Raw genomic sequence first — 24,277 nt, forward strand, 5'->3', positions numbered from 1 at the left:
CTCGCCCGCGCCAACAATAGAGTGGGAGGTACTATGAACCGACAGTCCTGGCGGGGCCTGACCCTGGCCCTCATGCTCGGCGCGTCCGCCGGCGCCCTGGCCACCACGGCCTGCGCCCAGGCGCCCGCCCCGGCCCCCGCCGCCAAGCCGTGGCTCGACCCCAAGCTGGACGCCGACGCGCGCGCCGACGCCGCGGTCAAGGCGATGACCCAGGACGAGAAGCTGACGATCATCTTCGGCTTCTTCGGCGCCGACATGGGGACCAAGTACAAGCGCGTTCCCGAGGCCCTGGCTGGTTCGGCCGGCTACGTGCCGGGGATCGAGCGCCTGGGCATCCCCGCCCAGTTCCAGACCGACGCCGGCGTCGGCGTGGCCACCCAGGGCGGCGAGCCCAAGAAGCGCGAGCGCACCTCCCTGCCCTCCGGCATGGCCACCACCGCCACCTGGAACCCCGAACTGGCCCAGGCCGGCGGCGCGATGATCGGCTCCGAAGCCCGCGACTCCGGCTTCAATGTCATGCTGGCCGGCGGCGTGAACCTGGTCCGCGAGCCGCGCAACGGCCGCAACTTCGAATATGGCGGCGAGGATCCCTGGCTGGCCGGCAAGATGGTCGGGGCCCAGATCAAGGGCATCCAGTCCAACGCCATCGTCTCGACCATCAAGCACTACGCCCTGAACGGCCAGGAGACCGGCCGCTTCGTGCTGGACGCCAAGATCGGCGAGGCCGACGCCCGCACCTCCGACCTGCTGGCCTTCCAGTTCGCCATCGAGGACTCCGATCCCCACTCGGTGATGTGCGCCTATAACCGGATCAACGGCGACTACGCCTGCGAGAACCAGTTCCTGCTGAACAAGGTCCTCAAGCAGGACTGGGCCTACAAGAACTACGTGATGTCGGACTGGGGCGCGGTGCACTCCAGCGCCAAGGCGATCAACGCCGGCCTCGATCAGGAATCCGCCGGCGAGGCCTTCGACCGGCAGAACTTCTTCCGCGGCCCGCTGAAGGACGCCCTGGCCAAGGGCGAGGTCAGCCAGGCCCGTCTTGACGACATGGCCCGCCGCATCCTGCGCGGCCTGTTCGCCAGCGGCGTGGTCGAAAAGCCGGTGAAGATCACGACGATCGACTACGCCGCCCACGCCAAGGTCACCCGCGCCGACGCCGAGGAAGGCGTCGTGCTGCTGAAGAACGACAAGGGCCTGCTGCCCCTGCTGTCCTCGGCCAAGAAGATCGCCGTGATCGGCGGCCACGCCGACGTGGGCGTGCTGTCGGGCGGCGGCTCCTCTCAGGTCTATCCGATCGGCGGCCGGGCGGTGACCGGCGAAGGCCCGGCCACCTGGCCCGGTCCGATGATCTACTTCCCCTCCTCGCCCCTGAAGGCGCTGAAGGCCCGCCTGCCCGGCGCCGACATCCGCTTCGCCGACGGCAAGGACAAGGCCGCGGCCGCCAAGCTGGCAGCCGAAAGCGATGTGGTGCTGGTGTTCGCCACCCAGTGGAACGGCGAGTCGTTCGACAGCCCGCTGACCTTGGAGAACGACCAGGACGCCCTGATCGACGCCGTCGCCACCGCCAACGGCAAGACGGTGGTGGTGCTGGAGACCGGCGGTCCGGTGCTGATGCCGTGGCTCGGCAAGGTCGGCGGCGTGGTCGAGGCCTGGTACCCGGGTTCGGAAGGCGGCGAGGCCATCGCCCGCGTGCTGACCGGCGAGGTCGACGCCTCGGGCCGCCTGCCCGTCACCTTCCCCGCCGCCCTGGACCAACTGCCCCGCCCGGTGCTGGACGGCGATCCCAAGAAGCCCGACGACCTGTTCGCGGTCGACTACACGATCGAAGGCGCGGCGGTCGGCTACAAGTGGTTCGACAAGAAGGGCCACCAGCCGCTGTTCGCCTTCGGCCACGGCCTGTCCTACACGACCTTCGCCTATGACAACCTCAAGGCCGAGACCAAGGGCGGCGCCCTGACCGTCAGCTTCGACGTCAGGAACACCGGCAAGCGGACCGGCAAGGCCGTGCCGCAGGTCTATGTCTCGCCCAAGGCGGGCGGCTGGGAAGCGCCCCAACGCCTGGCCGGCTTCAAGAAGGTCGAACTGGCGCCGGGCGCGGCCACCAAGGTCAGCCTGACCGTCGATCCGCGCCTGCTGGCCACCTGGAACGAGCAGGCCCACGGCTGGTCGGTCGCGGCCGGCGACTACACCGTCACCCTGGGCGCCTCGTCGCGCGACACGGCCGCCAAGGCCGACGTCGCGGTCGCCGCCAAGTCCCTGCCCGTCGGCCTGATGAAGCCCTGAGCAACCCCTTGAGGCTATTTGGTCGCAGCCGAAATTAAGACCCGATTAACCATAAGGGCCGAATTTCGACTGGTCTTTCTTGAAGACACCCCACCATCACTGACTTTCCACAGCCCGGCCGCAAGCCGGGCTGTTTTTTTGTCCGAATGCGCTTGCACCGAGTCAAATCGGCGGCTATCACCCGGCCTCTTCCTGAGGCGACCTGTTCCGCGGTAGCTCAGTGGTAGAGCAGCCGGCTGTTAACCGGCTGGTCGTAGGTTCGAATCCTACCCGCGGAGCCATCGCTTTTCACGCGATGGCTAATGTCCATCAGACGGCAGGAAGACCCCTTCTCCAAAGACACTCGCCGGCCTGCGTTCAGGTTCGCGGCTTCGCGCGGACCCGGTCTGATCCAGGCGGCGCCCTGACGCCGCTTCGGCTGCGTAACGATCGGTCGCGCGCCGCCCAAAACCGAGGCGCCATGCATCGACCGGGCCCGCCGCCAGTATTACATATTGCATCCTTCGTAATATTCGCGATCGGATGCTTCCCATGGACACGCCCTCCTCAACCCTCGCCCGCCTCAGCATCAGCCTGCCGGCCGAACTGATGGCGCAGCTGGACGCCATGGTCGCCGAGCGCGGCCTGCCCAGCCGCTCGCAGATGATCGCCGAACTGATCCGCCACGAGCTGGCCGAGCACAGCGCCGAGCGTCCCGACGCCGTCCTGGCCGGCACCATCACCCTGATCTACCGCGCCGAGAACGGCCGGGTGCGCCACGCCCTGGCCCAGACCCAGCTCAGCTTCGTCAAGGAGGTGATCTCGGCCCAGAACGTCTTCCTGGAGGACGACCAGGCCATGGAGGTCCTGCTGGTCCAGGGGCCGTTCGAGCGCCTGCAGCAGCTGTGCGACGACCTGCGCAAGGTGCGCGGCGTCCAGCAGATTAAGCTGGTCACCACCACCGCCCTGCTGCCGCCGCTGCATTTCCACGGCGAAGACGGAGCGCCGGCCTGATGAGCCAGACCGCCGATCCCTACGCCGCCCAGGCCCACGCCCGCGCCCAGGCCGGAACCCGCGCCGAGGCCATGCCCACCGTGCCGGCCACCGACGCCGTCGACCTGCCGCGGGGCGTTTCCGCCGCCGACGTGGTCTGGGACGAGACGATCGCCCCGGGCGGCTATGCGAGCCGCCAGATCGCGCGCGGGACCCGCCTGCGCCTGACCGACCTGGCCGGCGACGCCAGCCCGTCCCTGCTGCTGTTCAACGCCGAACGCCCGGTCGAGCGGCTGAACATCGCCGACACCCTGAAGGTCCAGTGGAACGGCTATCTGGGTCAGGGCCGCCTGCTGCTGTCCGACATGGGCCGGGTGCTGGCCAGCCTGGTCGAGGACACCGCCGGGACCCACGACGCCTTCTGCGGCGCGTCCAACCAGGCCAGCAACGCCCGCAAGTACGGCGACGGCTTCAACCACGGCGCCCACCCCAACGCCCGCGACCGCTTCTCGCTGGGCGTGGCCAAGTTCGGCCTGGGCCGCAAGGATATCCACCCCTGCCTGAACCTGTTCAAGGACGTGCGGATCGCCCAGGGCGGCGAGACGGTGATCGACGTCGGCCCCTACCCGCCCGGCCGGTTCGTCACCCTGCGGGCCGAGATGGACCTGATCGTGGTGCTGGCCAACTGCCCGCACGTGCTGGACCCGCGCCGGGCCTACGCCGTCACGCCTTTGAGAGCCACCGCCTGGCGCGGCCCGGTCACGCCGGAAGCCGACCCGATCCGCAACGCGACGCCAGAGGGCCTGCGCGCCTTCCTGAACGTCGAAGACTATTACCGTCGCTGAGGGCCGCATGACCCACTCCCCGCCCCCGCTGCCCGGTGCCGTCGTCCATGACGAGGTCGTGCCCGCGCGCGCGCCCTGGCTACACACGGTCAAGGCCGGCCAGACCCTGCGGATCGTCGACCTGGAGGGCAACCAGGCCGTCGACTTCCTGGCCTACAGCGCCGCCGACGACGCCGAACGCTACAGCGCGCAGGACACCATCGCCGCCCAGGGCAACGTCTTCCTACGCGAGGGCTCGGTGCTGCTGTCCAACGAGGGCGCGCCGATGATGACGGTCACCGCCACGGCCGTGGCCTATCACGACACCATCGGCGGGGCCTGCTCGTGCGAGAGCAACACCCTGCGCTACGGCCACCACACCAAGGCCCAGCACGCCTGCGTCGAGAACTTCCTGACCGCCAACGCCCGCCACGGGCGCGGCAAGCGCGACATGGTCAGCAACGTCAACTGGTTCATGAACGTGCCGGTCGAGGCCGACGGCGCGCTTGGCATCGTCGACGGCATCTCGGCCCCCGGCCTCTATGTCGACCTGCGGGCCGAGATGGACGTGGTGGTCGTGGTCTCCAACTGCCCGCAGATCAACAACCCCTGCAACGGCTTCGACCCGACGCCCGTGCGCATGATCGTTTCGGAATAGGCCCCTGATGTTCGACAAGGTCCTGATCGCCAACCGCGGCGCCATCGCCTGCCGGATCATCCGCACGCTGAAGGCCATGGGCGTGAAGTCGGTGGCGGTGTTCAGCGACGCCGACGCCGGCTCGCTGCACGTCAGCCTGGCCGACGAGGCGGTGCGCATCGGTCCGGCCCCGGCCGCCGAGAGCTACCTGCGCGGCGACCTGATCCTGGCGGCGGCCAAGGCGACCGGCGCCCAGGCCATCCATCCCGGCTACGGCTTCCTCAGCGAGAACGCGGGCTTCGCCGAGGCCTGCGAGGCGGCGGGCATCGCCTTCGTCGGCCCGACCGCCGACAACATCCGCGCCTTCGGGCTCAAGCACACCGCCCGGGATCTGGCCCAGGCCCACGGCGTGCCGCTGGCGCCCGGCACGGACCTGCTGGTCGATCCGGCGGCGGCGCTGGAGGCGGCCGAGCGCATCGGCTTCCCCGTCATCCTGAAGGCCACGGCCGGCGGCGGCGGCATCGGCATGCGGGTCTGTGAGACGGCCGAGGCGGTCAGCGAGGCCTTCGCCGCCGTCCAGCGCCTGGCGACCGGCAATTTCAGCGACGGCGGCGTGTTCCTCGAGCGCTACGTGCGCAAGGCCCGCCACGTCGAGGTGCAGGTGTTCGGCGACGGGGCCGGCAAGGTCATGGCCCTGGGCGAGCGCGACTGCTCGCTGCAGCGGCGCAACCAGAAGGTCGTCGAGGAGACCCCCGCCCCCGGCCTGCCCGCCGCCACCCGCGCGGCCCTGCTGGACGCCGCCGTCCGCCTGGCCTCGGCGGCGAACTACCGCTCGGCCGGCACGGTGGAATTCCTCTACGACGCCGAGCGCGACGACTTCTTCTTCCTGGAGGTCAACACCCGGCTGCAGGTCGAGCACGGCGTCACCGAGCAGGTGACGAGCGTGGACCTGGTCGAGTGGATGGTGCGCGGCGCGGCGGGCGACTTCGCCTTCCTCGACGCCCCACCGCCCGAGCCGAAGGGCGCGTCGATCCAGGTGCGGCTCTATGCCGAGGACCCGGCCCAGGACTATCGACCCAGTTCCGGCGTGCTGACCCAAGTGTCGTTTCCCGACGGCGTCCGGGCCGACGGCTGGGTGGTGGACGGGACCGAGGTCAGCGCCTTCTACGACCCGCTGCTGGCCAAGCTGATCGTCACGGCGGCCGACCGCCCGGCGGCGGTCGCGGCCCTGCAGGCAGCGCTCGACGGGACGCGGCTAGCAGGACTGGAGACCAATCTCGACTGGCTGCGCACCGTCGTCCGCTCCGAAGCCTTCGTCAGCGGCGAGGTTTCGACCCGGGCGCTGGAGAGCGTGACCTGGACGCCCGAAACCATCCAGGTGCTCAGCGGCGGTCCGGCCACTACGGTGCAGGACTGGCCCGGACGTCAGGGCTACTGGGACGTCGGCGTGCCGCCGTCCGGCCCGATGGACGCCTTCGCTTTCCGACTGGGCAACCGCCTGCTGGGCAACGGCGAGGACGCGGCCGGGCTGGAGATCACCGTCCTCGGCCCTACGCTGAAGTTCAACCGCGCCGCCGTGGTGTGCCTGACCGGCGCGGCGTTCGACGCCAAGCTCGACGGCGCGCCGGTCGAGGCCTATGCCCCGATCGCCGTCTCCGCCGGCCAGACCCTGAAGATCGGCCGCGTGGTCGGCGCGGGCCTGCGCGGCTATCTGCTGTTCCAGGGCGGGCTGGACGTGCCGGTTTATCTGGGCAGCCGCTCGACCTTCACCCTGGGCGGCTTCGGCGGCCATGCCGGGCGCAACCTGACGGCCGGCGACGTGCTGCGACTGGCTGTCGGGGACACGCTGTCCCCGGCCTCGGCCCTGCCGCCTCCCTTGCGCCCCGCCACGACCAAGGCATGGACCATCCGCGTCCTGCCAGGCCCGCACGGCGCGCCGGACTTCTTCACCCCGGCCGACGTGACGATGATCGGCGGCACGGACTGGAAGGTGCACTATAACTCCAATCGCACCGGCGTGCGGCTGGTCGGCCCCAAGCCCGAATGGGCACGCCGCGACGGCGGCGAGGCCGGGCTGCACCCGTCCAACATCCACGACAACGCCTATGCCATCGGGGCGATCGACTTCACCGGCGACATGCCGATCATCCTGGGCCCGGACGGCCCGTCGCTGGGCGGGTTCGTCTGTCCGTTCGTGATCATCCAGGCAGATCTCTGGAAGGCCGGACAGTTGGCGCCGGGGGACACGGTGCGGTTCGACGTCGTGGACGACGCGGCGGCGGCCCTGGCGCTGGGCGAGCAGGAAGCGCTGCTTGCGACGCTGCGCGCGCCCCCCGTCGCGACCCCGGGCCCGTCCCCGACCGAGGCGCTCGATAGCCCCATCCTGGCCGAGCTGCCGGAACAAGGTCACCGCCCCCACGTCACCTACCGCCGCCAGGGCGACCAGCACCTGCTCGTCGAGTACGGCCCCATCGTGCTGGACCTCGAACTGCGCCTGCGCATCCACGCCCTGCTGCTGGATCTGCAGGCGCTGGCCCTGCCCGGCGTCATCGACCTGACCCCCGGCATCCGCTCGCTGCAGGTGCACTACGACAGCCGCCGCCTGACCCAAGCCGACCTGCTGGCAGCCCTGACCACGGCCGAGGAGCGCCTCGGCGGGCTGGACGATTTCGAGATCCCGTCGCGCGTCGTGCATCTGCCGCTGAGCTGGAAGGATCCCGCGATCTACCAGACCATCGACAAGTACATGCAGGCCGTCCGCGACGACGCGCCCTGGTGCCCGGACAACATCGAGTTCATCCGGCGGGTCAACGGCCTGGAGAGCATCGACGACGTCCAGCGCATCGTCTTCGACGCCCGCTACCTGGTGATGGGTCTGGGCGACGTCTATCTGGGCGCGCCGGTCGCCACCCCGGTCGACCCGCGCCACCGCCTGGTGACCACCAAGTACAACCCGGCCCGCACCTGGACCCCGCCCAACGTGGTGGGCATCGGCGGGGCCTACATGTGCATCTACGGCATGGAGGGTCCGGGCGGCTACCAGCTGTTCGGGCGGACCATCCAGGTGTGGAACACCTGGCGCCAGACCGACGCCTTCGTGGACGGCAAGCCGTGGCTGCTGCGGTTCTTCGACCAGATCCGCTTCTTCCCGGTCAGCGCCGAGGAGCTGGTCGAGTGGCGCCGCGACTTCCCGCTGGGGCGTCGCCAGATCCGCGTCGAAGAAGAGACCTTCCGCCTGTCGGACTATCGCAAGATGCTGGCGCAGAACGCCGACAGCATCGCCGCCTTCCAGGCCACGCGCCAGGCCGCCTTCGACGCCGAGCGCGCCGACTGGGAGGCCAAGGGCGAGTTCGCGCGGGTCGAGGCCCTGTCCAGCGTGGCCGACGACGACGGCGAGGCGGCGGCTGTCACGGTCCCCGACGGCAGCGACCTGGTCGAGGCCCCGTTGGGCGGCAATGTCTGGAAGGTGCTGGTCGAGCCCGGCCAGCGGGTCGAAGCCGGAGCGGTGATCGCCGTGATCGAGGCCATGAAGGCCGAATGCGACGTCAACAGCCCGACAGCCGGCGTGGTCACGGCCGTCTACGCCCAGCCGGCCCAGGCCATCGCCGCCGGCGCGCCGATCGTGGCCATCGCGCCCGACTTGCTCGCCCTTGGGGAGGCCGCCGCGTGAGCGACTTCCAGCGCCTGTCGGTCACCGCCATCGCCGAGGCCGTGAACGCCCAGAAGGAAGGGGGCGGCGCCAGCGCGGTCGAGGTCGCCCAGGCCGCGCTCGACGCGGTCGTCGCCTATGACGAAATCCAGCCCCAGGCCTGGATCCTGCGCCTGCCCGCCGAGACGGTCCTGGCCCAGGCCCGCGCCGTGGACGCCCGGATCGCGGCCGGCGAGACCCTGGCCCTGGCCGGCGTGCCGTTCGCGGTGAAGGACAATATCGACGTCGCCGACCTACCCACCAGCGCCGCCTGCCCGGCCTTCGCCTACGTGCCCGACCGTTCGGCGACCGTGGTCGAGCGGCTGGTCGCCGCCGGAGCGGTGCTGATCGGCAAGACCAACCTGGACCAGTTCGCCACCGGCCTGGTGGGCGTTCGCAGCCCCTACGGCGCGCCGCTGTGCGTGTTCGACCAGGCCTATGTCAGCGGCGGCTCCAGCTCCGGTTCGGCGGTGGCCGTGGCGGCGGGGCTGGTGGCTTTCGCCCTCGGCACCGACACCGCCGGCTCCGGCCGGGTGCCGGCCGCGTTCAATCACCTGATCGGGCTGAAGCCGTCCAAGGGTCGGTGGAGCACGCGCGGCCTGGTTCCCGCCTGCCGCTCTCTGGACTGCATCAGCGTCTTCGCCGCCGACTTGGCCGGCGCGGCGCTGGTGGACGAGGCGCTGACGGCGTTCGATCCCGAGGACGACTATTCGCGGCGAGCCCCCCTCAGTCGCTCCGCGACAGCTCCCCCAGAAGGGGAGCATCTGAGCGCCAGATCCCCCCCCCTTGGGGGAGGTGGCCCGGAGGGCCGGAGGGGGTTTACCTTCGGCGTCCCCAAACCCGACCAGCGCCTGTTCCTCGGCGATGAGCAATCGGCCGCCCTCTACGCCGCCGCCATCGACCGCCTGACCAGCGCCGGCGGGACGCCCGTCGAGATCGACATCGCCCCGCTGCTGAACTGCGCCAAGCTGCTCTACAGCGGTCCCTGGGTGGCCGAGCGCACCGCCGCCGTGGAGGACCTGCTGCGCGAGGCGCCCGGCGCGATCCATCCGACCGTGCGGGCCATCGTCCAGGGCGGCGTGGCGGTCACCGGCGTCGAGACCTTCAAGGGCCTCTACGCCCTGGAGGCCTATCGTCGCGCGGCCGAAGCGATCTGGGAGGCGGCGGACGTGATGCTGCTGCCCACCGCTCCGACCATCTACCGCCTGAAGGAGGTGCTGGCCGAGCCCATCGCGCTGAACGCCAACCTCGGCCTCTACACCAATTTCGTGAACCTGCTCGACATGAGCGCCCTCGCCGTCCCCGCCGGCTTCCGTGAGAACGGGACCGGGTTCGGCGTCACCCTGATCGGACCGGCCTTCGCCGACCGCGCGCTGCTGGCCCTGGCCGAGCGCTACCTGGAGACCTTCCCCATGGCCGACACGCCGCCCCTCGACCTGACGCCCCGCAAGCCCGGCGTGAAGCTGGCCGTGGTCGGCGCCCACCTGGCCGGAATGCCGCTGCACTGGCAGTTGACTTCGCGCGAGGCTCGACTGGTTGCGGCGACCAAGACCGCCCCGGCCTACAAGCTCTACGCCATGGCCGAGACCACCCCGCCCAAGCCGGCTTTGATCCATGTCGGCGACGGCGGAAGCTCGATCCTGGTCGAGGTCTACGAGCTGGATTTCGAGGCTTTCGGCAGCTTCACCGCCGAGGTTCCCGCGCCCCTGGCGATCGGCACGGTGACCCTGGAGGACGGGACGTCGGTGAAGGGCTTCGTCGCCGAACCCCGCGCCCTGAACGGCGCGACGGACATCACCGAACTGGGCGGCTGGCGGGCCTATATCGCCTCGCTGGCGGGCTGACCGAGGGCCCCGACGGCCCTTTCGACGCATTTTTCCCCAGGAATCGCGAGAGTCTGCTATGGTCGCCCACGCGCTGACCTCGGCGCCTTCGCATCAGCAGACAATCGTTTCGACGTTCCGGCCCCGCGACCTTCGCCTGGCCGGGTCTCGCCGCGCGCCCTGCCCGGACTCGGAAATACGATGGCCAAAACCGCCGAAATCACCTGGATCGCCCAGAACGGACGTCACACCACCTACGAGCGGATCAGCCATATCGGCGGCGACTCGCCGGAGCCCTGGGCGCTGACGATCCGGCAGGCGATCAAGCTGTTGGACGCCGGTCAGCGGCGGTTCTTCGTGGTGCGCGACGGTGTCGAGGTGAAGGTCGAGGCCCTGACCAGCCGAACGGGCGCCCGCTATCTCAAGACGGCCGATGACCGCAACGAGCCCCACAAGCTGCTGGAGCTGCCGGCCAATCCGCAGTTCGAAGCCGAGCTGGTCGCCGCCAGCGCGCAGGTCGCCTAGCCGCCTAGCCGCCTAGCCCCGCCAGCGCCTCCGGCCCTACAGCGCCGGGCTTGTCCAACGGGAAGTCGTAGACCGCCGTCGAGCCGTAGCGGTGCGGCGCCTGCGGATCGCGGCGGCGCTTGTCGAAGGCCAGGACGCGGGTGCCCAGCTTGAAGGCCTCCTTGATGTCGTGGGTGACCATCATGATGGTCAGGCCGTGCTCGCGCCAAAGGCCGGTGATCAGCTCGTGCATGTCCAGGCGCACGCCCGGGTCCAACGCGCCGAACGGCTCGTCCAGCAGCAGGATGCGCGGTTTCTTGATCAGGGCCTGGGCGATGGCCAGGCGCTGCTGCATGCCGCCCGACATCTGGGCCGGATAGACGTCGCCGCTGTCGCCTAGGCCGACCGCGGCCAGCATGGCGTTCGCCTGCTCCTCGGCCGCCCGACGCTTGGCGCCCGACAGCCGACCGCGGAACATCGAGCCCGCGCAGTCCAGGCCGAACACCACGTTGTCGCGGGCGCTGAGGTGCGGGAACACCGAATACTTCTGGAACACCACGCCCCGGTCTGGACCCGGCTCGGCGCGCAGCTTGCGGCCGTCCAGGTCGATCGCGCCCTTGCTCGGCGCCTCCTGGCCCAGGGCCAGGCGCAGGAAGGTGCTCTTGCCCGCGCCGGACGGCCCGACGATCGAGACGAAGCTGCCCTGCTTGATCGACAGGTCGACGTTCTCGAGCACGACCTTGTCGCCGTACTCCACCCAGACGTTGCGGAAGGTCAGCAGGTCCATCTCAGCGCCCCCGCACCGGATGGGCCCAGGGGTAGAAGCGGCGGCTGACCAGCTTCAGCGCCACGTCCATGGCCACGGCCAGGATCGAGATCCAGACGACGTAGGGCAGGATGATGTCCATCGACAGATAGCGGCGGACCAGGAAGATTCGGTAGCCCAGGCCCACATCGGCGGCGATGGCCTCGGCCGAGATCAGATAGACCCAGGCCGGGCACAGCGACAGGCGCAGGCTGTCGATCAGGCGCGGCATGGCCTGGGGCAGCGCCACCCTCAGGGCCAGCTGCCAGGTGCTGGCGCCCAGGGTCTGGGCCTTGACCAGCTGCTCCTCGGGAATGGCGCCGACCTGTGCGGCCAGGTCGCGGACCATGACCGGGGTGATGCCGATCACGATCAAGGCGATCTTGGCGGTCTCGCCCAGGCCGAAGACGATGAACAGGATCGGCAACACCGCGATCGGCGGCACCACGGCTACAGCCGCCACCAGCGGCCCGAACTTGGCCCTCAGCATGGGCAGCAGACCCAAGCTGAGACCCAGCACCAAGGCGAGCGTGGTCGAGATCGCCAGGGCGGTCCCGATCCGCTGGAGGCTGGCGACGGTGTCGACCACCAGCGGCGCGTCGCCGGTCAGCGGGTCGACGCTGGCCATCATCTGCACCGCCTCGACCATGGCGGTCGGCGTGGGCAGCAACTTGTCGCGCGGGTTCTCGGCGTGGCGGGCCTGGGAGGCCATCAGATAGACCAGCGCCACCGCCAGCAGCGGCAGCAGGCCCAGCAGGACGCTGAGGCCGCCCCTCGGTCTGACGTTCAACAAGCGGCGCATGAAGCGGATTGGATCCTTGTCGTGACGGGGACCGCTCCGCCCCGGATCGGGACGGAGCGGTTTGGTGTCAGGCTACAGCTTGCCGTCCGCCGCCTGCTGCACATAGGTAGGATCGAAGCGCAGCTTCACATTGGCCGGATCGCCCAGCGTCTTGCCATTGGGGAAGCTGATGCCGATGTCGTCCACCGACTTCGCCCCTTGGCCGAACAGGCCCATGCTGAAGCTGAACTTGCGGACGCGGTCGTTGGCGGTGACCAGGTCCGGGCTGACCGTCGCGGCCAGGGCGGCCTTGGGGTCGGCGTAGAGGTAGGTCGTCTTCAGCTGGCTCTCGAAGCCGGCCAGGTCCGAACCCGACGCCTTGGCCATCGCCTCGCGGGCGGCCTTGCCCTCCGGGGTCTGGGCCACGGTCAGGGCCATGGTCTCGTACCAGATGCCGGTCAGGGCCTTGCCGAGGTTGGGGTTGGCTTTCAGCTCCTCGGTGCTGACCATCAGGCCGTCGAGGATCTCGCCCGGGATCTTGGAGCTGTCGAACACCAGGGTCGCGCCCGGCATCTTCTTCACTTCCGACAGCTGCGGGTTCCAGGTCACCAGGGCCTTGGTGTCGGCCGCGCTGTAGGCGGCCACGATGTCGGCGTCGGAGGTGTTGACCGTCTTGATGTCGGGCATCTTCAGGCCCGCCGTCTCCAGCGCCCGGGCCAGCAGGTAGTGCGAGACCGACAGCTCGACCAGGTTGACCGGTCGGCCCTTGATGTCGGCCAGCGTCGCGCCGTTCTTCAGGATCACCCCGTCATTGCCGTTGGAATAGTCGCCGATCATCAGGACGGTGGTGTCCTTGCCGGCGGCGGCCGGGACGGTCAGGGCGTCCATGTTGGTGGCGGTGACGCCGTCCAGCTTGCCGGCCGAGAACTGGTTGAGGGACTCCACGTAGTCGTTGATCTGCACCAGCTCGATCTCGACGCCGTACTTGTCGGCCCACTTCTTCACGATGCCCGACTGTTGGGCGTAGGCCCACGGCATCCAGCCGGCGTAGATCGTCCAGCCGATCTTGTAGCTGGTCTTCGCCGGAGCGGCCGCCGGGGCGGTTTCCGCCTTCTCGGCGGGCTTGGGCCCGCACGAGGCCAGGGCCAGGCAGGACGCGGCCATGGCCGCGATGAAACGCTTGCGGGTGAACAAGACAGTCATGAGCGGGCTCCCTCCAAATTCGCTGAAGGCAGCGTTCGACATATTACGAGTTGTCGCAATCGTAATACCGACAGCAGGCCGCCGGCGCGCCCTCCACCACGCCGATCTGCCAAAAAAGCAGGCCCCAGGGCCCACGGGCGCCGCATCGCGCGCCGTTCTCGCCCCGCTTCCACGCCGCGCCGAGGCCGGGTTTGCCACCATCCCCTTCATCACGCAGCGTGAGGCCTTCGCAGGGAGGTCGCGATCATGCTTTCCAAACTGGCGAAAAACCTCTGGCGCCTGGTCCGCGAAGGCTTCGTGGCGCGGGGCGACCGATACTGGCTGACCTGATCGAGCCCTAAGGCGCGGATTTGGGGGATCGAAGGCCTCCCCGCGGTGGCGAACGAAATCATGTGAAAAGCGGGCGGTCGCCCCCCCCCGGAGCCGACCGCCCGAACGCGCCTACATCTTGACGCTCAAGGTGACGCCGAAGGTCCGGGGAGGATTGTAGGCGCCGAAGTTCGCCCCCAGGAACGTGCCCTGATAGGTCCGGGTCACTTCGTTGCTCAGGTTCTTGCCCCACAGCGACAGGGCCAGCTTGTCCGAGGGCGCGCTGTAGACGATGCGGCCGTCGACGAAGTTGGTGGCCGGGCGCTGTTCGGGACCGGTGTTGGAGTTGTCGTCGTAGATGTGGCTCTCGTAGCGGTAGTCGACGGCGAACCGCAGTTCGCCCCGCTCGCCCAGCGACAGGTCGTAGGATGGCGACAGCACCACCTTGTGCTTGGGCGTGCGCGAGATCTGGTTGCCGGCGTAGTCCACGCCCGGCTCCGGCTCGAACTCGTCGAAGCGCGCGTCGGTGTAGCCGTAGCTGGCCACCAGGCGGGCGCGGGCGAACGGCCGCCAGCTGAGATAGGTCTCGTAGCCCTTGATCGTCGCCTTGCCGGCGTTGTCGGTGATGATGTTCAGGCCGTCCGTGCGCTTGGTCTGCAGGTCGCTGTATTTCATCACGTAGAGCGTGTTGTTCCAGGTCAGGGCGCCGTTCAGGAAGGTGCTCTTCTGGCCCACCTCGTACTGGGTGGCGTATTCCGGCTCGAAGCCCTGGGCGGCGTCCTCGGCCGAGCTGGGCGTGTCCTGGAACCCGCCGCTCTTGAAGCCCTTCGAGACCATCACGTAGTAGAGCTGGTCCTCGGCCGGGTGGTAGTTGGCCCCGGCGCGATAGGTCACCGCGTCGTAGGTCCCCGAAACGCTGACGTCGAAGACGTCGTCGGCGCGGAACACCGAGTCGCCCTCGGTGTTGGAGACCCGATAGTCCTTCTTGTCCTTGGAATAGCGCAGGCCGCCGATCAGCGAGAGCTTGTCGCCGACCGGCACGGTGACGTCGCCGAACACCGCGTAGCTGTCGAGCTTGGCGTCCTGGGCGTAGATCTCGGCGCCCTGGCCGCCAATGTCCAGGGCCAGGATGTCGTCGCGCAGGGTCTTGCTGTCGTACTTGTAGAAGCCCGCGACCCACTGGATGCGGCTGTCGGGCAAGGCGCTCAGCCGGACTTCGTGGCTGGCGAAGTGGCTGTCCTCGTCGTTGCCGCCCGAGATGTCGATGAAGTTGGTGCTGGGGTTGCCGCCGTCGAAGTCGTAGGCGACGTGATAGTCCAGGTCCCGATAGGCCCCCAGATAGGTCAGGGTGGCGAACGACAGGTCCCAGTCCATCTGGCCGCGCACACCCCAGGTGTCGCGGTTCTGGTAGCCGTCCGTCGAACCGGCCGTGTGCTTGCGGTCGCGGTCGATGGTCCAGAAGGCCGACAGCGGATCGGTGTCGTCCAGATCCAGCACGTGCTGGCCGGGCCCAGCCCCGCGGTCGAGCGTGCCGTCGACGGTCACCAGCAGTCGAAGGGACTCCTTCGGCTGGACGGCCAGCTGCAGGCGGCCGCTGCGGGTGTCCTGATCCTCGACCCGGCCGCCGGTGAAGGTGTTCTTGACGTAGCCGTCATGGGTTCGCCAGCTGCCGCTGGCCCGGAACGCCGCCTTGCCGTCGGCGAACGGCGCGTTGACGTAGCCCGCGGCCTCGTAGCGCTCGTAGTTGCCGGCCGTCACTTCGCCCGCGGCGTCGACGCCGTCGAAATCGGGGCGGTTGGTGACGACATTGATCGCCCCGCCCACGACGTTGCGGCCATAGAGCGTGCCCTGCGGGCCCTTCAGCACCTCGATGCGCGAGACGTCGAAGGCGTCGAAGGCCACGGCAGCTGGTCGGCCCAGATAGATTTCGTCCAGGAACACCGCCGAGCTGGGATCGCCCGCCGCGCCGCGATCGGAAGAGCCGATGCCGCGAATGGCGATGCGCGGCTGCGAGGCCGGGAAGGCGTCGAAGTTCAGGCCGGGCGTCCGGGTGGCCACGTCGTCGATCTCGCGGATCCGGGCCTGGCGCACTTCCTCCGCGCCGAAGGCGGTGACCGTCACGGGCACGTCCTGCAGGCGCTCGCTGCGCCGTTGCGCGGTGACGACGATCTCGTCGAGCGAAACGGCTTCCGGCGGCGTCGCGGCCGCCGCCGGCGCGGTCTGGGCCGTCGCCTGGCCGGCGCTGGCCAAGGCCGCCATCGCGGCGCCGCACGCCAGAATCCTTCGACTGGTCGTCATCACGCATCCTCCCCTTTTTTGTTTTGTCCTCGGGCGGACCCGGGCATCGAACCATAGAAGGATTGGATCGCGCGGGTCAATAAATTGGATGCAATCAATTGATGCACTGGATGATGTGGTGACAAGCCCTCTCCGGCCAGCCCTGAATTTCCTCGAGTTTTCCGCCGATCGGCGAGCTCACGGCTCCAATCAAGCGTCGCCGCTATTTGCGGCATCCATAAATAGCCACGTTTGCATCCAATTTGAGCTGAACCGTGGCGTCATCGGCCGATCGCCGGCACGCGCCGCCCCGCATCCAAGGAGTTCTCGATGCAATTTCTCCCCCTCAATCCGCTGCTGCTGTTGCTGCCCGCCCTGGCCATACCGGTGAGCGCCGAGGCCCAGGAGCGGGCATGGTCCGGCGTCGTCGCGGCGGGGGCCGGCGCGCGTCCCGACTACATGGGCTCCGACGACCTGGAGGCCACGCCCTACGTGGCCGGCCGCATCTACTACGGCGCCTACTATCTCGACTTTCAGGGCGAGCAGCTCCGGCTGAACGTCTCGTCGATCAAGGGCTGGGCCTTCGGGCCGATGATGGACATCGAGAGCGGCCGCAAGGACGACGTCAAAAGCGTCCGCGTGGGCCGGATGGCCGAGATCGACGACGCCTTCGAGGCGGGCGGCTTCATCGCCTACAGCCGCCCCGACATCCTGGCCGAGAACGACGAACTGAGCTTCCAGACCAGCTACCTGACCGACACTTCCAACACCTCGGACGGCGCGGTGGCGGCCCTGGGGCTGACCTACGGCAAGCGCATCGACAAGCGCTGGACCGTGGGCGGCGGAGTCAAGGTCAGCTATGTCGACAAGAAGTACGCCCAGACCTATTTCGGCGTCAGCGCCGCCGACGCGGTGCGCAGCGGCCTGCCGGGCTACAACCTCAAGGCCGGCGTCCGCGATGTCGGGCTGTCGGCCAAGGTCGGCTACGCCCTGACCGACAAGTGGGACCTGCAGCTGCTGGGCAGCTACAAGCGCCTGATGGGCGATTTCGCCGACAGCCCGATCGTCCAGACCGAGGGCTCGGCCGACCAGTTCTCGGCCGCCGTCGCGGTCGCCTACCGCTTCTAGCCGCCCATCTCTACCGCGCCGGATCGTCGAAGCCCGGTCCGGCGCGCCCTCCCCGCCGTTCAGTCCACGCGGACCAGCCCGGCGGCTTTCAGATCGGCGATGGTCGGATAGCCGTCGACGGCCATCAGCAGGTCGGCCTCGGCCAGGATGCTGCGCAGGACATGGGTGACGCCCGCCGCGCCGCCGAGGGCCGCGCCATAGGCATAGGGCCGTCCGACCCCGACCGCCGTCGCGCCCAGGGCCAGCGCCTTGACCACGTCGCTGCCCGAGCGGACGCCGGAGTCGAACAGCACCGGCGTCTTGCCGCTGGCCTCGACCACCCCCGGCAGCAGGTCGATCGCCGCCACGCCGCCATTGGCCTGGCGACCGCCGTGGTTGGAGCAGTAGATCCCGTCCACGCCGCCGTCGATGGCTCGGCGGGCGTCGTCCGGATGGCAGATGCCCTTGAGGATCAGCGGCAGCTTGGTCAGCGAGCGCAGCCACGGCAGGTCGGCCCAGGTCAGCGGCTTGCCGAAGGTCTGGGCCCAGGTCATCACGGCGGTCGGCAGATCCTCTTCCGGCGGCTTGGCCAGCAGCGCGCGGAAGGCCGGGTCGGAGAAGTAGTTGGCCAGGACGTGGCCGCGCAGCTGCGGGAAGTTGGCGTCGTTGAGGTCGCGCGGCCGCCAGCCGGTGATCCAGGTGTCCAGGGTCACGACGATGCCCTTGAACCCGGCCGCCTCGGCGCGGCGCACCAGGCTTTCGGCCACGCCCTTGTCCTTGGGCGTATAGAGCTGGAAGAAGCCGGGCGTATCGCCCATGGCGGCGGTGACGTCTTCCATCGGATCGTTGGTCAGGGTCGAGGCGACCATCGGCACGCCGGTGGCGGCGGCCGCCTGGGCCGTGGCGATGTCGCCGTGGCCGTCCTGGGTGCACAGGCCGATCACGCCGATCGGCGCCATGAACAGCGGCGTCGGCAGCGTCAGTCCGAACAGGTTCACCGACAGGTCGCGGCGCGTGCAGTCGACCATCATGCGGGGGATCAGCCCCCAGTGCCGGAACGCGTGGGCGTTATGGTTCTGGGTGAACTCGTCGCCGCAACCGCCCTGGACGTAGGACAGCACCGACGGCGGCAGGGCCGCGGCGGCCCGCTGCTCCAGCGTCGCGAAATCCACGGGCCAGGCCGGCTTCACGCCGTGCAGGCCCTTGAAGTAGATCTCGTTCTGATAGTCGCCGTAGGCCACGGGCTTCCCTCCAAGACTGCCGGCGCTGATCGCCGAACGGATTTTTCAAGTACGCCGCGCCAGGAACCCCACCGCGTAGGGCCCCAGCAGCAGCACCAGGATGATGCGCACCACCTGGGCCGACAGGATGAACGGTAGATCCACCGGCGTCGAGGCGGCGATGATCAGGATGGAGTCCACGCCGCCGGGGCTGGTGGCCAGGTAGCCGGTCAGCAGGTCGACATCGCAGGCCCAGCTGACCAGCAGACCGGACGCCGCGCAGACGGCGATCAGCGCCAGGGCCGAGCCCACGATCCTGGGCAGGGCCCGCGCGCTGTGCAGCAGGGTCGGCCGCGTGAAGCTGAGGCCGATCGTCCAGCCGACCACCGCATAGGCCAGGGCGGCCAGGACAGGGGGAACCTGCAGATGGAACCAGCCTGTCGCCAGCAGAGCGGCGCCCGTCAGGCCCGGGATAAGGAAGACGCCGGCCGGAAACTTCAGGACCTTGGCCAGTATCCCGCCCGCCACGCAAAGGACCAGAGCACCGAGCAGACCCAGGAAATCCAGAGGCGGCAGCCAACCCACGTTGTGCGGATGACCCGAAGGCAGCGGCGCCGCCAGATGGGCCAGGGCGATGGCCGAGCTGGCCACCAGCAGCACCCGGAAATACTGCATCAGGGCGACGATCCGCGCGTCGGCGCCGGTCTCTTGCGCCAAGGCGATCATGCTGGCCGAGCCGCCCGGCGACAGGCCCCAGACGGCCGTGGAGCCCTCGAACCACCCTGCCCTCGCCAACAGCCAGCCCAGCCCCAGGCTGAGGCCGAGAGTCGACAGGCCGATATAGAGGAAGGCCGGAAGGCGTCCCAGCAAGGCCGGCCCCATGGCCGACCCCAGCGCCACGGCCACCAGGCAGCCGATCAAGGTCGAGCCGGCGACCCGCAGCAGCGGCGGCGGCCGGATCGTCGCGCCGCTCACCCCGAACGCGATGCCCACGGCCAGCGGTCCCAGCAGAAGGGCGGCGGGCGCGTGCAGCGCCTTCAGCCCCACGACCAGAACCGCGGTCACGACGACCAGAAGCGTCCATTGCGCCCAGGCCCGATCCAGCAGGCGGCTCATCCAGGCCGCCGATCGTCGGGTCGCATCAGGCGGCGTAGCCGGGGTTCTGGCGATCCAGACGGCGCAGCAGGCCCGGCCAGACCAGCTTGTCCGCCACCACGCTCAGCCCCTGCGACTGCTGCTCGACCACGTCCTGGACGTCGTCATGGGGAATGCGCAGCGGACCGCCCGCCTGGGCCGCCACCTGCATCTCGCAGGAGCGCTCGAGGAAATACATGGTCGTGAACGCCTCGGCGACCGAACGGCCGGTCGCCAGGGTGCCGTGGTTGCGCAGGATCATGGCGGTCTTGTCGCCCAGGTCGGCCACCAGGCGCGGGCGCTCGTCGTGGTTCAGGGCCACGCCCTCGAAGTCATGATAGGCGACCCGGCCGTTCAGCAGCATCGCGGTCTGGTTCAGCGGCAGCAGGCCCGCCTCCTGGGACGAGACGGCGGTCCCGGCCACCGTGTGCAAGTGCATCACGCAGCCGGCGTCCTTCCGCGCGTCATGGATCGCCGAATGGATGGTGAAGCCGGCCGGATTGACCATCTCCCGGCTCTCCCCGACCACGTTGCCCTGCAGGTCGACCTTGACCAGCGACGAGGCGGTGATCTCCTCGAACATCCAGCCGTACGGATTGATCAGGAAGTGGTGCTCGGGCCCCGGCACGCGGGCCGAGATGTGGGTGAAGACCAGGTCGTCCCAGCCGAACAGCGCCACCAGCCGGTAGGCCGCGGCGAGATCAATCCGGACCGCGGCTTCCAGGGCGTCGGCCTGATCGGGCGTGATGTCCAAGGCGTAAGCGTTCATCGTCGTGCCTCCTCAGTCCAGTTGAACGTCGAGCAGCCGCACGAACTGCTGGCCGCAGTGCATGTCGCGCTCGACCTCCCCACCCTGCGGCGTGGCCCGGGCGTAGGAGATCTTGACCACGTTCAGGCTGGGCACCGAGAAGCGCTTCACCAGCGCCGGATCGGCGCCGAACAGGCGGTGCAGCAGGTCGGGCCCCAGGGCCGGGCTGTCGCCGTACTTGGCGAAGACGTCCGGCCCCTTGAAGAACAGGTCGAACGTCACCCAGTAGGGGCCGGCGTTCTTGGAGCGCACGTGATGGCAGACGTCGCTGACGGTCGTCATTAGGCGGCTTCCTCTTTGCGCAGGTCGATCCAGGCGGTGCGGACCAGTTCCATGGGATCGTCGACCTGGACGACGTGGTTGAGCTTGAACTCGTAGACCTGGCCGCGCTCGACGTCGGCCGGCGTGAAGGCGAAGCCGTAGCTGGGCAGCTCCTTGTCCATCGAGATCGGGTAGTGGAAGAAGTAGGCGTTGCAGGCCTTGGCGATCTGGGTGGCCAGTTCCTGGGTGTCGGCGGTGGCGACGAACAACACGCCGATCTCGCGCGGGGCCGGCGTGCCGGGCGGCGGCCGGTCGCCCGACACCGCGTTCCAGCCGTACATCCGCAGCGAGATGTGGAAGTCGGCGTCGTCCAGACCGGTCGACTTGCGGGCCCGCTCGTAGAGGGCGGCCAGCATCTTGTCGTGGAACTCGTCGACGCGGCCCAGCACGTCCGGATCCTGGATGCCGACCAGCATCAGGGTCTGGTAGCGGCCGCCGGCCGCGCCTTCGAGCTTCATCGTGTAGGGCTTGGGATCCCAGACCGACCCGGTGACCTTGACCGTGCGGTCGTCGACGGGCGTGTAGACCGCATGGGTCACGTCCAGCACGCCGCCGGGCTCGGTCAGGCGGAAGGGGTCGCTGTTCTCGTACAGCATGTGGGCCGACACGCTGTGGGGGTCGCAGCGGTTGTTCGCCGCCAGCGGCTCGACCTCGAAACCGTCCTGGCCGATGGACAGCAGGACGCCGGAGCCGCGATCCCGGTAGACGGCGCATTGCGAACCGCATTCGGAGACCTTGCCCGCGTGCCAGGACGCGCCCTCGGGGGCGCCGTGAAGCAGGGCGAAGCAGGCGATGACCGCCGTGTCGGTGGTGCGGCCACCGAGGATGATGTCGGCGCCGGCTTGCAAGGCGGCCATGTAGGGCTCCGGCCCCATGGCGGCGACGATGTGATCGCAGCTGTCGACGGTCGCGTCGTCCAGCGGGCCCAGCGGCGCCAGGGGCGTGATCTTGCCCGCGGCGTTCCGGGCCTTGAGAACGCCCTTGTCCTGTTCCGAATAGAGCAGCGCGATGCGGGGCGAGAGGCCCAGTTCGCGGGCGATCTCGACGGCGATGTCGCGGGTCCAGTCGACGTTCTTGTCGCCGCCCGCTTGGCCGCTGGTGCCGACGATGACGGGAATGCCCGCCTCGGCGCCGGCCTTCATCAGGATGGTCAGGTCGCGTTTCACCGAGCCGCGATTGTTCTTCGACATGCCCAGGGCCAGATAGGCCGCCCCGCTGTCGGTCGAACCGGCGTCGGTGGCGATGGCGTGGGCGCCCAGGGCGACGCCCCGACGGACCTCCTCCTCGACCACGCCGGCGCCGAGCGAGCCCACGGGGACGATGATCTTGATAGGGCCTTCGAACATGCGCTTCCCACCCAACAAAACTTCGGCCCTTGCCGGCCGTCTGGAGTCCACTAGCGCCGCAGGATGCAATGGGTCAAGTTTTTGGATGCAAAATAGCCGACACTTCGCTAGCGATGGGAAAGACGCTCTCTCGCGCGCCTTCGGAAAGGCGAGACGCCGTCGGCGATACGCGCTCCCAAGGGCCCGTGTTGCGAAACCTGGATCGAATGATGCGCGCCGCGATCTGGCGCGGAAACACCCGGGCGCATCCCCTGCGCCGACTGTTCAATGCCTGGAGATAAAACATGCTCGGCGCCCGCAAGGTCGTAGTCACCCAGCGCTTCTTCGACGACCGCGCCCACGCCTATCTGCGGTCCCACGGCTGCGAGGTGACGATCGCGCCACTGCCGCCCGGCAAGGCCGACGGCGACCTGAGCCATGACGCCCTGGTCGAGATCCTGGACGGCGCGGCGGGCTGGATCGTCGGCCATGCGCGGGTGACGCGCGAGCTGCTGACCGCCCTGCCCGACCTGCGGATCGTCTCGCGCCGGGGCGTGGGTCATGAGCGGGTCGACCTGGCCGCGGCGCGCGACCTGGGCCGGGTCGTGACCATCGCGGCGGGCGGCAACGACGCCTCGGTGGCCGACCACACGATCAGCCTGATGCTAGCGGTCGGCCGCCGGCTGCGCGAGTCCCAGCAGCGGATGCTCGACGGCGACTGGTCGATCCTGATGGGGTCGGACCTCTGCGAGAAGACCGTCGGCCTTGTGGGCCTGGGGCGGATCGGCAAGAGCGTCGTCAAGCGCCTGTCCGGCTTCGACTGCAAGGTCCTGGTCCATACCCCGCGTCCGGATCCGGACTACGCCCGGGCGACGGGCGTCCAGTTCGTCGACCTGCACGAACTGCTGGCCCGCAGCGACTATGTCAGCCTGCACGCGCCCCTGACCCCGGAGACCCGTTTCCTGATCGACGCGAAGGCTATCGACGCGATGAAGCCCACGACGATCCTGATCAACACCGCGCGCGGCGGCCTGGTCGAGGACGCCCACCTGCTGGACGCGCTGCGGGCAGGCCGCCTGGCCGGCGCGGGGCTGGATGTCTATGTCAGCGAGAGCGACCCCGCCTACAAGCCGGTGTCCCAGGCTTTGCTGGACTTGCCCAACGTGATCGGCACGCCGCATGCCGCCGCCTCGTCGCGCGAGGGCCTGGACCGGACCAACATGGTGGCGGCGCGGTCCATCGTCGCCGTTCTTGACGGTGACGACCCCGCGCCGGAGTGTGTCGTCGCCGACGGCCGCGAAGGCCGCTAGGCGGAGGACGATCATGGAGCTCGACTGGCTCGAAGACTTCCTCGCGCTCGTCGAGCATCAGCATTTCGGGCGCGCGGCCGAGGCGCGCAACGTCTCGCAGCCGGCGTTCAGCCGCCGCATCCGTCTGCTGGAGACCTGGCTGGGCGCGCCGCTGTTCAACCGCGACACCCACCGCGTCGCCCTGACTCCGGCGGGCGAACAATGGCGTCCCAACGCCGAGGACCTGCTGCGCCGGCTCTATCTGGGACGCGAGCAGGCCCGGGCCATCGCCGAGGGCTCGACCACCACCCTGCGCTTCGCCTCGACCCACGCCCTGTCGATCACCTTCTTCCCCCGATGGCTGGAAGAGATCGAGGCCGAGCATCCCCTGGGCTCCACGGTCAGCCTGGTCACCGACAACATGGCCGGCTGCGAGCGGATGATGCTGCAGGGCCAGGCCCAGTTCCTGCTGTGCCACCATCACCCCTCGACGCCGGTGTCGTTCAAGCCGAACTACTTCGTCTCGGTGGACCTCGGGACCGACACCCTGGTTCCGGTCAGCGCCCCGGCTCCGGACGATCCGCAGCGCCCCCGCTTCGTGCTGCCGGGCGACCTGGGCGCGCCAGTGCCTTACCTGGCCTTCAGCGAGGTCTCGGGCATGGGCCGCATCCTCGCCTCGACCCACGCCCTGGAGGGGCCGTCGGTCTGGCTGGCGCCGACCTTCACGGCCCATGTGGCGACGGTGCTGGCGGAAATGGCCCGGGCCGGGCGCGGCGTGGCCTGGATGCCGATGAGCCTGATCGCCCGCGATCTGGAGCTGGGCGTGCTGGTCCGGGCCGGCGACGAGCAATGGGACATCCCCATCGACATCCGCCTCTACCGCCCCCGCGCCCGCCAGACCGCCGCGGCCGAGGCGTTCTGGACGATGCTCAAGGCTCGCTCGGGCGAGCCGGGCTGAGCCGGT

The 24,277-nt window shown here is 69.4% G+C and carries 19 protein-coding genes and 1 tRNA gene; 11 read left to right on the plus strand and 9 right to left on the minus strand.

Going from position 1 to position 24,277, the window contains the following annotated elements:
* The first annotated feature begins 33 nt into the window (after positions 1-33).
* The 8 genes from AC1DYP_RS00240 (at position 34) to AC1DYP_RS00275 (ending at position 10,755) form a co-directional block, all read left to right on the plus strand.
* On the plus strand, positions 34-2,286 hold the full coding sequence (locus AC1DYP_RS00240) for a beta-glucosidase (protein ID WP_477044615.1): 2,253 nt from the start codon (positions 34-36) through the stop codon (positions 2,284-2,286).
* A gap of 206 nt (positions 2,287-2,492) precedes the next feature.
* Positions 2,493-2,567 (plus strand) — tRNA-Asn (locus tag AC1DYP_RS00245).
* Between the two features lie 241 nt (positions 2,568-2,808).
* A complete protein-coding gene (locus tag AC1DYP_RS00250; RefSeq protein ID WP_477033316.1) occupies positions 2,809-3,279 on the plus strand; it encodes a CopG family ribbon-helix-helix protein in 471 nt (156 codons plus the stop codon).
* The gene (locus AC1DYP_RS00255) at positions 3,279-4,103 is read left to right on the plus strand and encodes an urea amidolyase associated protein UAAP1 (RefSeq protein ID WP_477044616.1); all 825 of its coding nucleotides are present in this window, start codon (positions 3,279-3,281) and stop codon (positions 4,101-4,103) included. Before AC1DYP_RS00250 ends, AC1DYP_RS00255 begins: the two co-directional genes overlap by 1 nt.
* Before the next feature lie 7 nt (positions 4,104-4,110).
* Positions 4,111-4,740 (plus strand): urea amidolyase associated protein UAAP2, encoded by a 630-nt coding sequence (locus AC1DYP_RS00260; protein ID WP_477044617.1) that lies wholly within the window; start codon positions 4,111-4,113, stop codon positions 4,738-4,740.
* 7 nt (positions 4,741-4,747) lie between these two features.
* A complete protein-coding gene (gene uca / locus AC1DYP_RS00265; protein WP_477044618.1) occupies positions 4,748-8,389 on the plus strand; it encodes an urea carboxylase in 3,642 nt (1,213 codons plus the stop codon).
* Positions 8,386-10,251 carry an allophanate hydrolase gene (gene atzF, locus AC1DYP_RS00270; RefSeq protein ID WP_477044619.1) on the plus strand — a complete coding sequence of 622 codons (1,866 nt, stop codon included), beginning with the start codon at positions 8,386-8,388 and terminating at the stop codon, positions 10,249-10,251. Before uca ends, atzF begins: the two co-directional genes overlap by 4 nt.
* Before the next feature lie 180 nt (positions 10,252-10,431).
* A complete protein-coding gene (locus AC1DYP_RS00275) occupies positions 10,432-10,755 on the plus strand; it encodes a DUF3892 domain-containing protein (protein ID WP_477044620.1) in 324 nt (107 codons plus the stop codon).
* Between the two features lie 4 nt (positions 10,756-10,759).
* On the opposite strand, the gene AC1DYP_RS00280 is transcribed toward AC1DYP_RS00275, so the two are convergent.
* The 4 genes from AC1DYP_RS00280 to AC1DYP_RS00295 form a co-directional block, all read right to left on the minus strand.
* Positions 10,760-11,521 carry an ABC transporter ATP-binding protein gene (locus tag AC1DYP_RS00280; protein WP_477033322.1) on the minus strand — a complete coding sequence of 254 codons (762 nt, stop codon included), beginning with the start codon at positions 11,519-11,521 and terminating at the stop codon, positions 10,760-10,762.
* A gap of 1 nt (position 11,522) precedes the next feature.
* The gene (locus AC1DYP_RS00285) at positions 11,523-12,341 is read right to left on the minus strand and encodes an ABC transporter permease (protein ID WP_477033323.1); all 819 of its coding nucleotides are present in this window, start codon (positions 12,339-12,341) and stop codon (positions 11,523-11,525) included.
* 72 nt (positions 12,342-12,413) lie between these two features.
* Entirely contained in the window at positions 12,414-13,523 is a 1,110-nt protein-coding gene (locus AC1DYP_RS00290) for a putative urea ABC transporter substrate-binding protein (RefSeq protein ID WP_477044621.1), read from the minus strand.
* 441 nt (positions 13,524-13,964) lie between these two features.
* On the minus strand, positions 13,965-16,130 hold the full coding sequence (locus AC1DYP_RS00295) for a TonB-dependent receptor (protein WP_477044622.1): 2,166 nt from the start codon (positions 16,128-16,130) through the stop codon (positions 13,965-13,967).
* Between the two features lie 309 nt (positions 16,131-16,439).
* Here AC1DYP_RS00295 and AC1DYP_RS00300 point away from each other — a divergent pair, with 309 nt between their 5' ends.
* Positions 16,440-17,237 (plus strand): MipA/OmpV family protein, encoded by a 798-nt coding sequence (locus AC1DYP_RS00300; RefSeq protein ID WP_477044623.1) that lies wholly within the window; start codon positions 16,440-16,442, stop codon positions 17,235-17,237.
* A 59-nt stretch (positions 17,238-17,296) separates the two neighbouring features.
* Here AC1DYP_RS00300 and AC1DYP_RS00305 read toward each other — a convergent pair whose 3' ends face one another.
* Genes AC1DYP_RS00305 through AC1DYP_RS00325 form a run of 5 tightly spaced genes read right to left on the minus strand, consistent with a single transcriptional unit; the run spans position 17,297 to position 22,045 of the window.
* A complete protein-coding gene (locus tag AC1DYP_RS00305; protein WP_477044624.1) occupies positions 17,297-18,457 on the minus strand; it encodes an alpha-hydroxy-acid oxidizing protein in 1,161 nt (386 codons plus the stop codon).
* Between the two features lie 45 nt (positions 18,458-18,502).
* Positions 18,503-19,606 carry an AbrB family transcriptional regulator gene (locus AC1DYP_RS00310; protein WP_477044701.1) on the minus strand — a complete coding sequence of 368 codons (1,104 nt, stop codon included), beginning with the start codon at positions 19,604-19,606 and terminating at the stop codon, positions 18,503-18,505.
* Positions 19,578-20,339, minus strand: a complete 762-nt coding sequence (locus AC1DYP_RS00315; RefSeq protein ID WP_477044625.1) for a class II aldolase/adducin family protein — start codon at positions 20,337-20,339, stop codon at positions 19,578-19,580. Before AC1DYP_RS00315 ends, AC1DYP_RS00310 begins: the two co-directional genes overlap by 29 nt.
* 12 nt (positions 20,340-20,351) lie before the next feature.
* Positions 20,352-20,660: a DUF4387 domain-containing protein gene (locus tag AC1DYP_RS00320; RefSeq protein WP_477044626.1), complete on the minus strand. Its 309-nt coding sequence runs from the start codon at positions 20,658-20,660 to the stop codon at positions 20,352-20,354.
* Entirely contained in the window at positions 20,660-22,045 is a 1,386-nt protein-coding gene (locus AC1DYP_RS00325) for an acyclic terpene utilization AtuA family protein (protein ID WP_477044627.1), read from the minus strand. The genes AC1DYP_RS00320 and AC1DYP_RS00325 overlap by 1 nt, the downstream gene beginning before the upstream one ends.
* A gap of 284 nt (positions 22,046-22,329) precedes the next feature.
* Here AC1DYP_RS00325 and AC1DYP_RS00330 point away from each other — a divergent pair, with 284 nt between their 5' ends.
* Together AC1DYP_RS00330 and AC1DYP_RS00335 are read left to right on the plus strand one after the other, a co-directional pair.
* A complete protein-coding gene (locus tag AC1DYP_RS00330; protein WP_477044628.1) occupies positions 22,330-23,334 on the plus strand; it encodes a phosphoglycerate dehydrogenase in 1,005 nt (334 codons plus the stop codon).
* Between the two features lie 13 nt (positions 23,335-23,347).
* Complete coding sequence (locus AC1DYP_RS00335) at positions 23,348-24,271, plus strand: LysR family transcriptional regulator (RefSeq protein ID WP_477044629.1); 924 nt, start codon at positions 23,348-23,350, stop codon at positions 24,269-24,271.
* Positions 24,272-24,277: the final 6 nt, after the last annotated feature.

The organism is Caulobacter sp. P1_D6 (genome assembly GCF_056406095.1).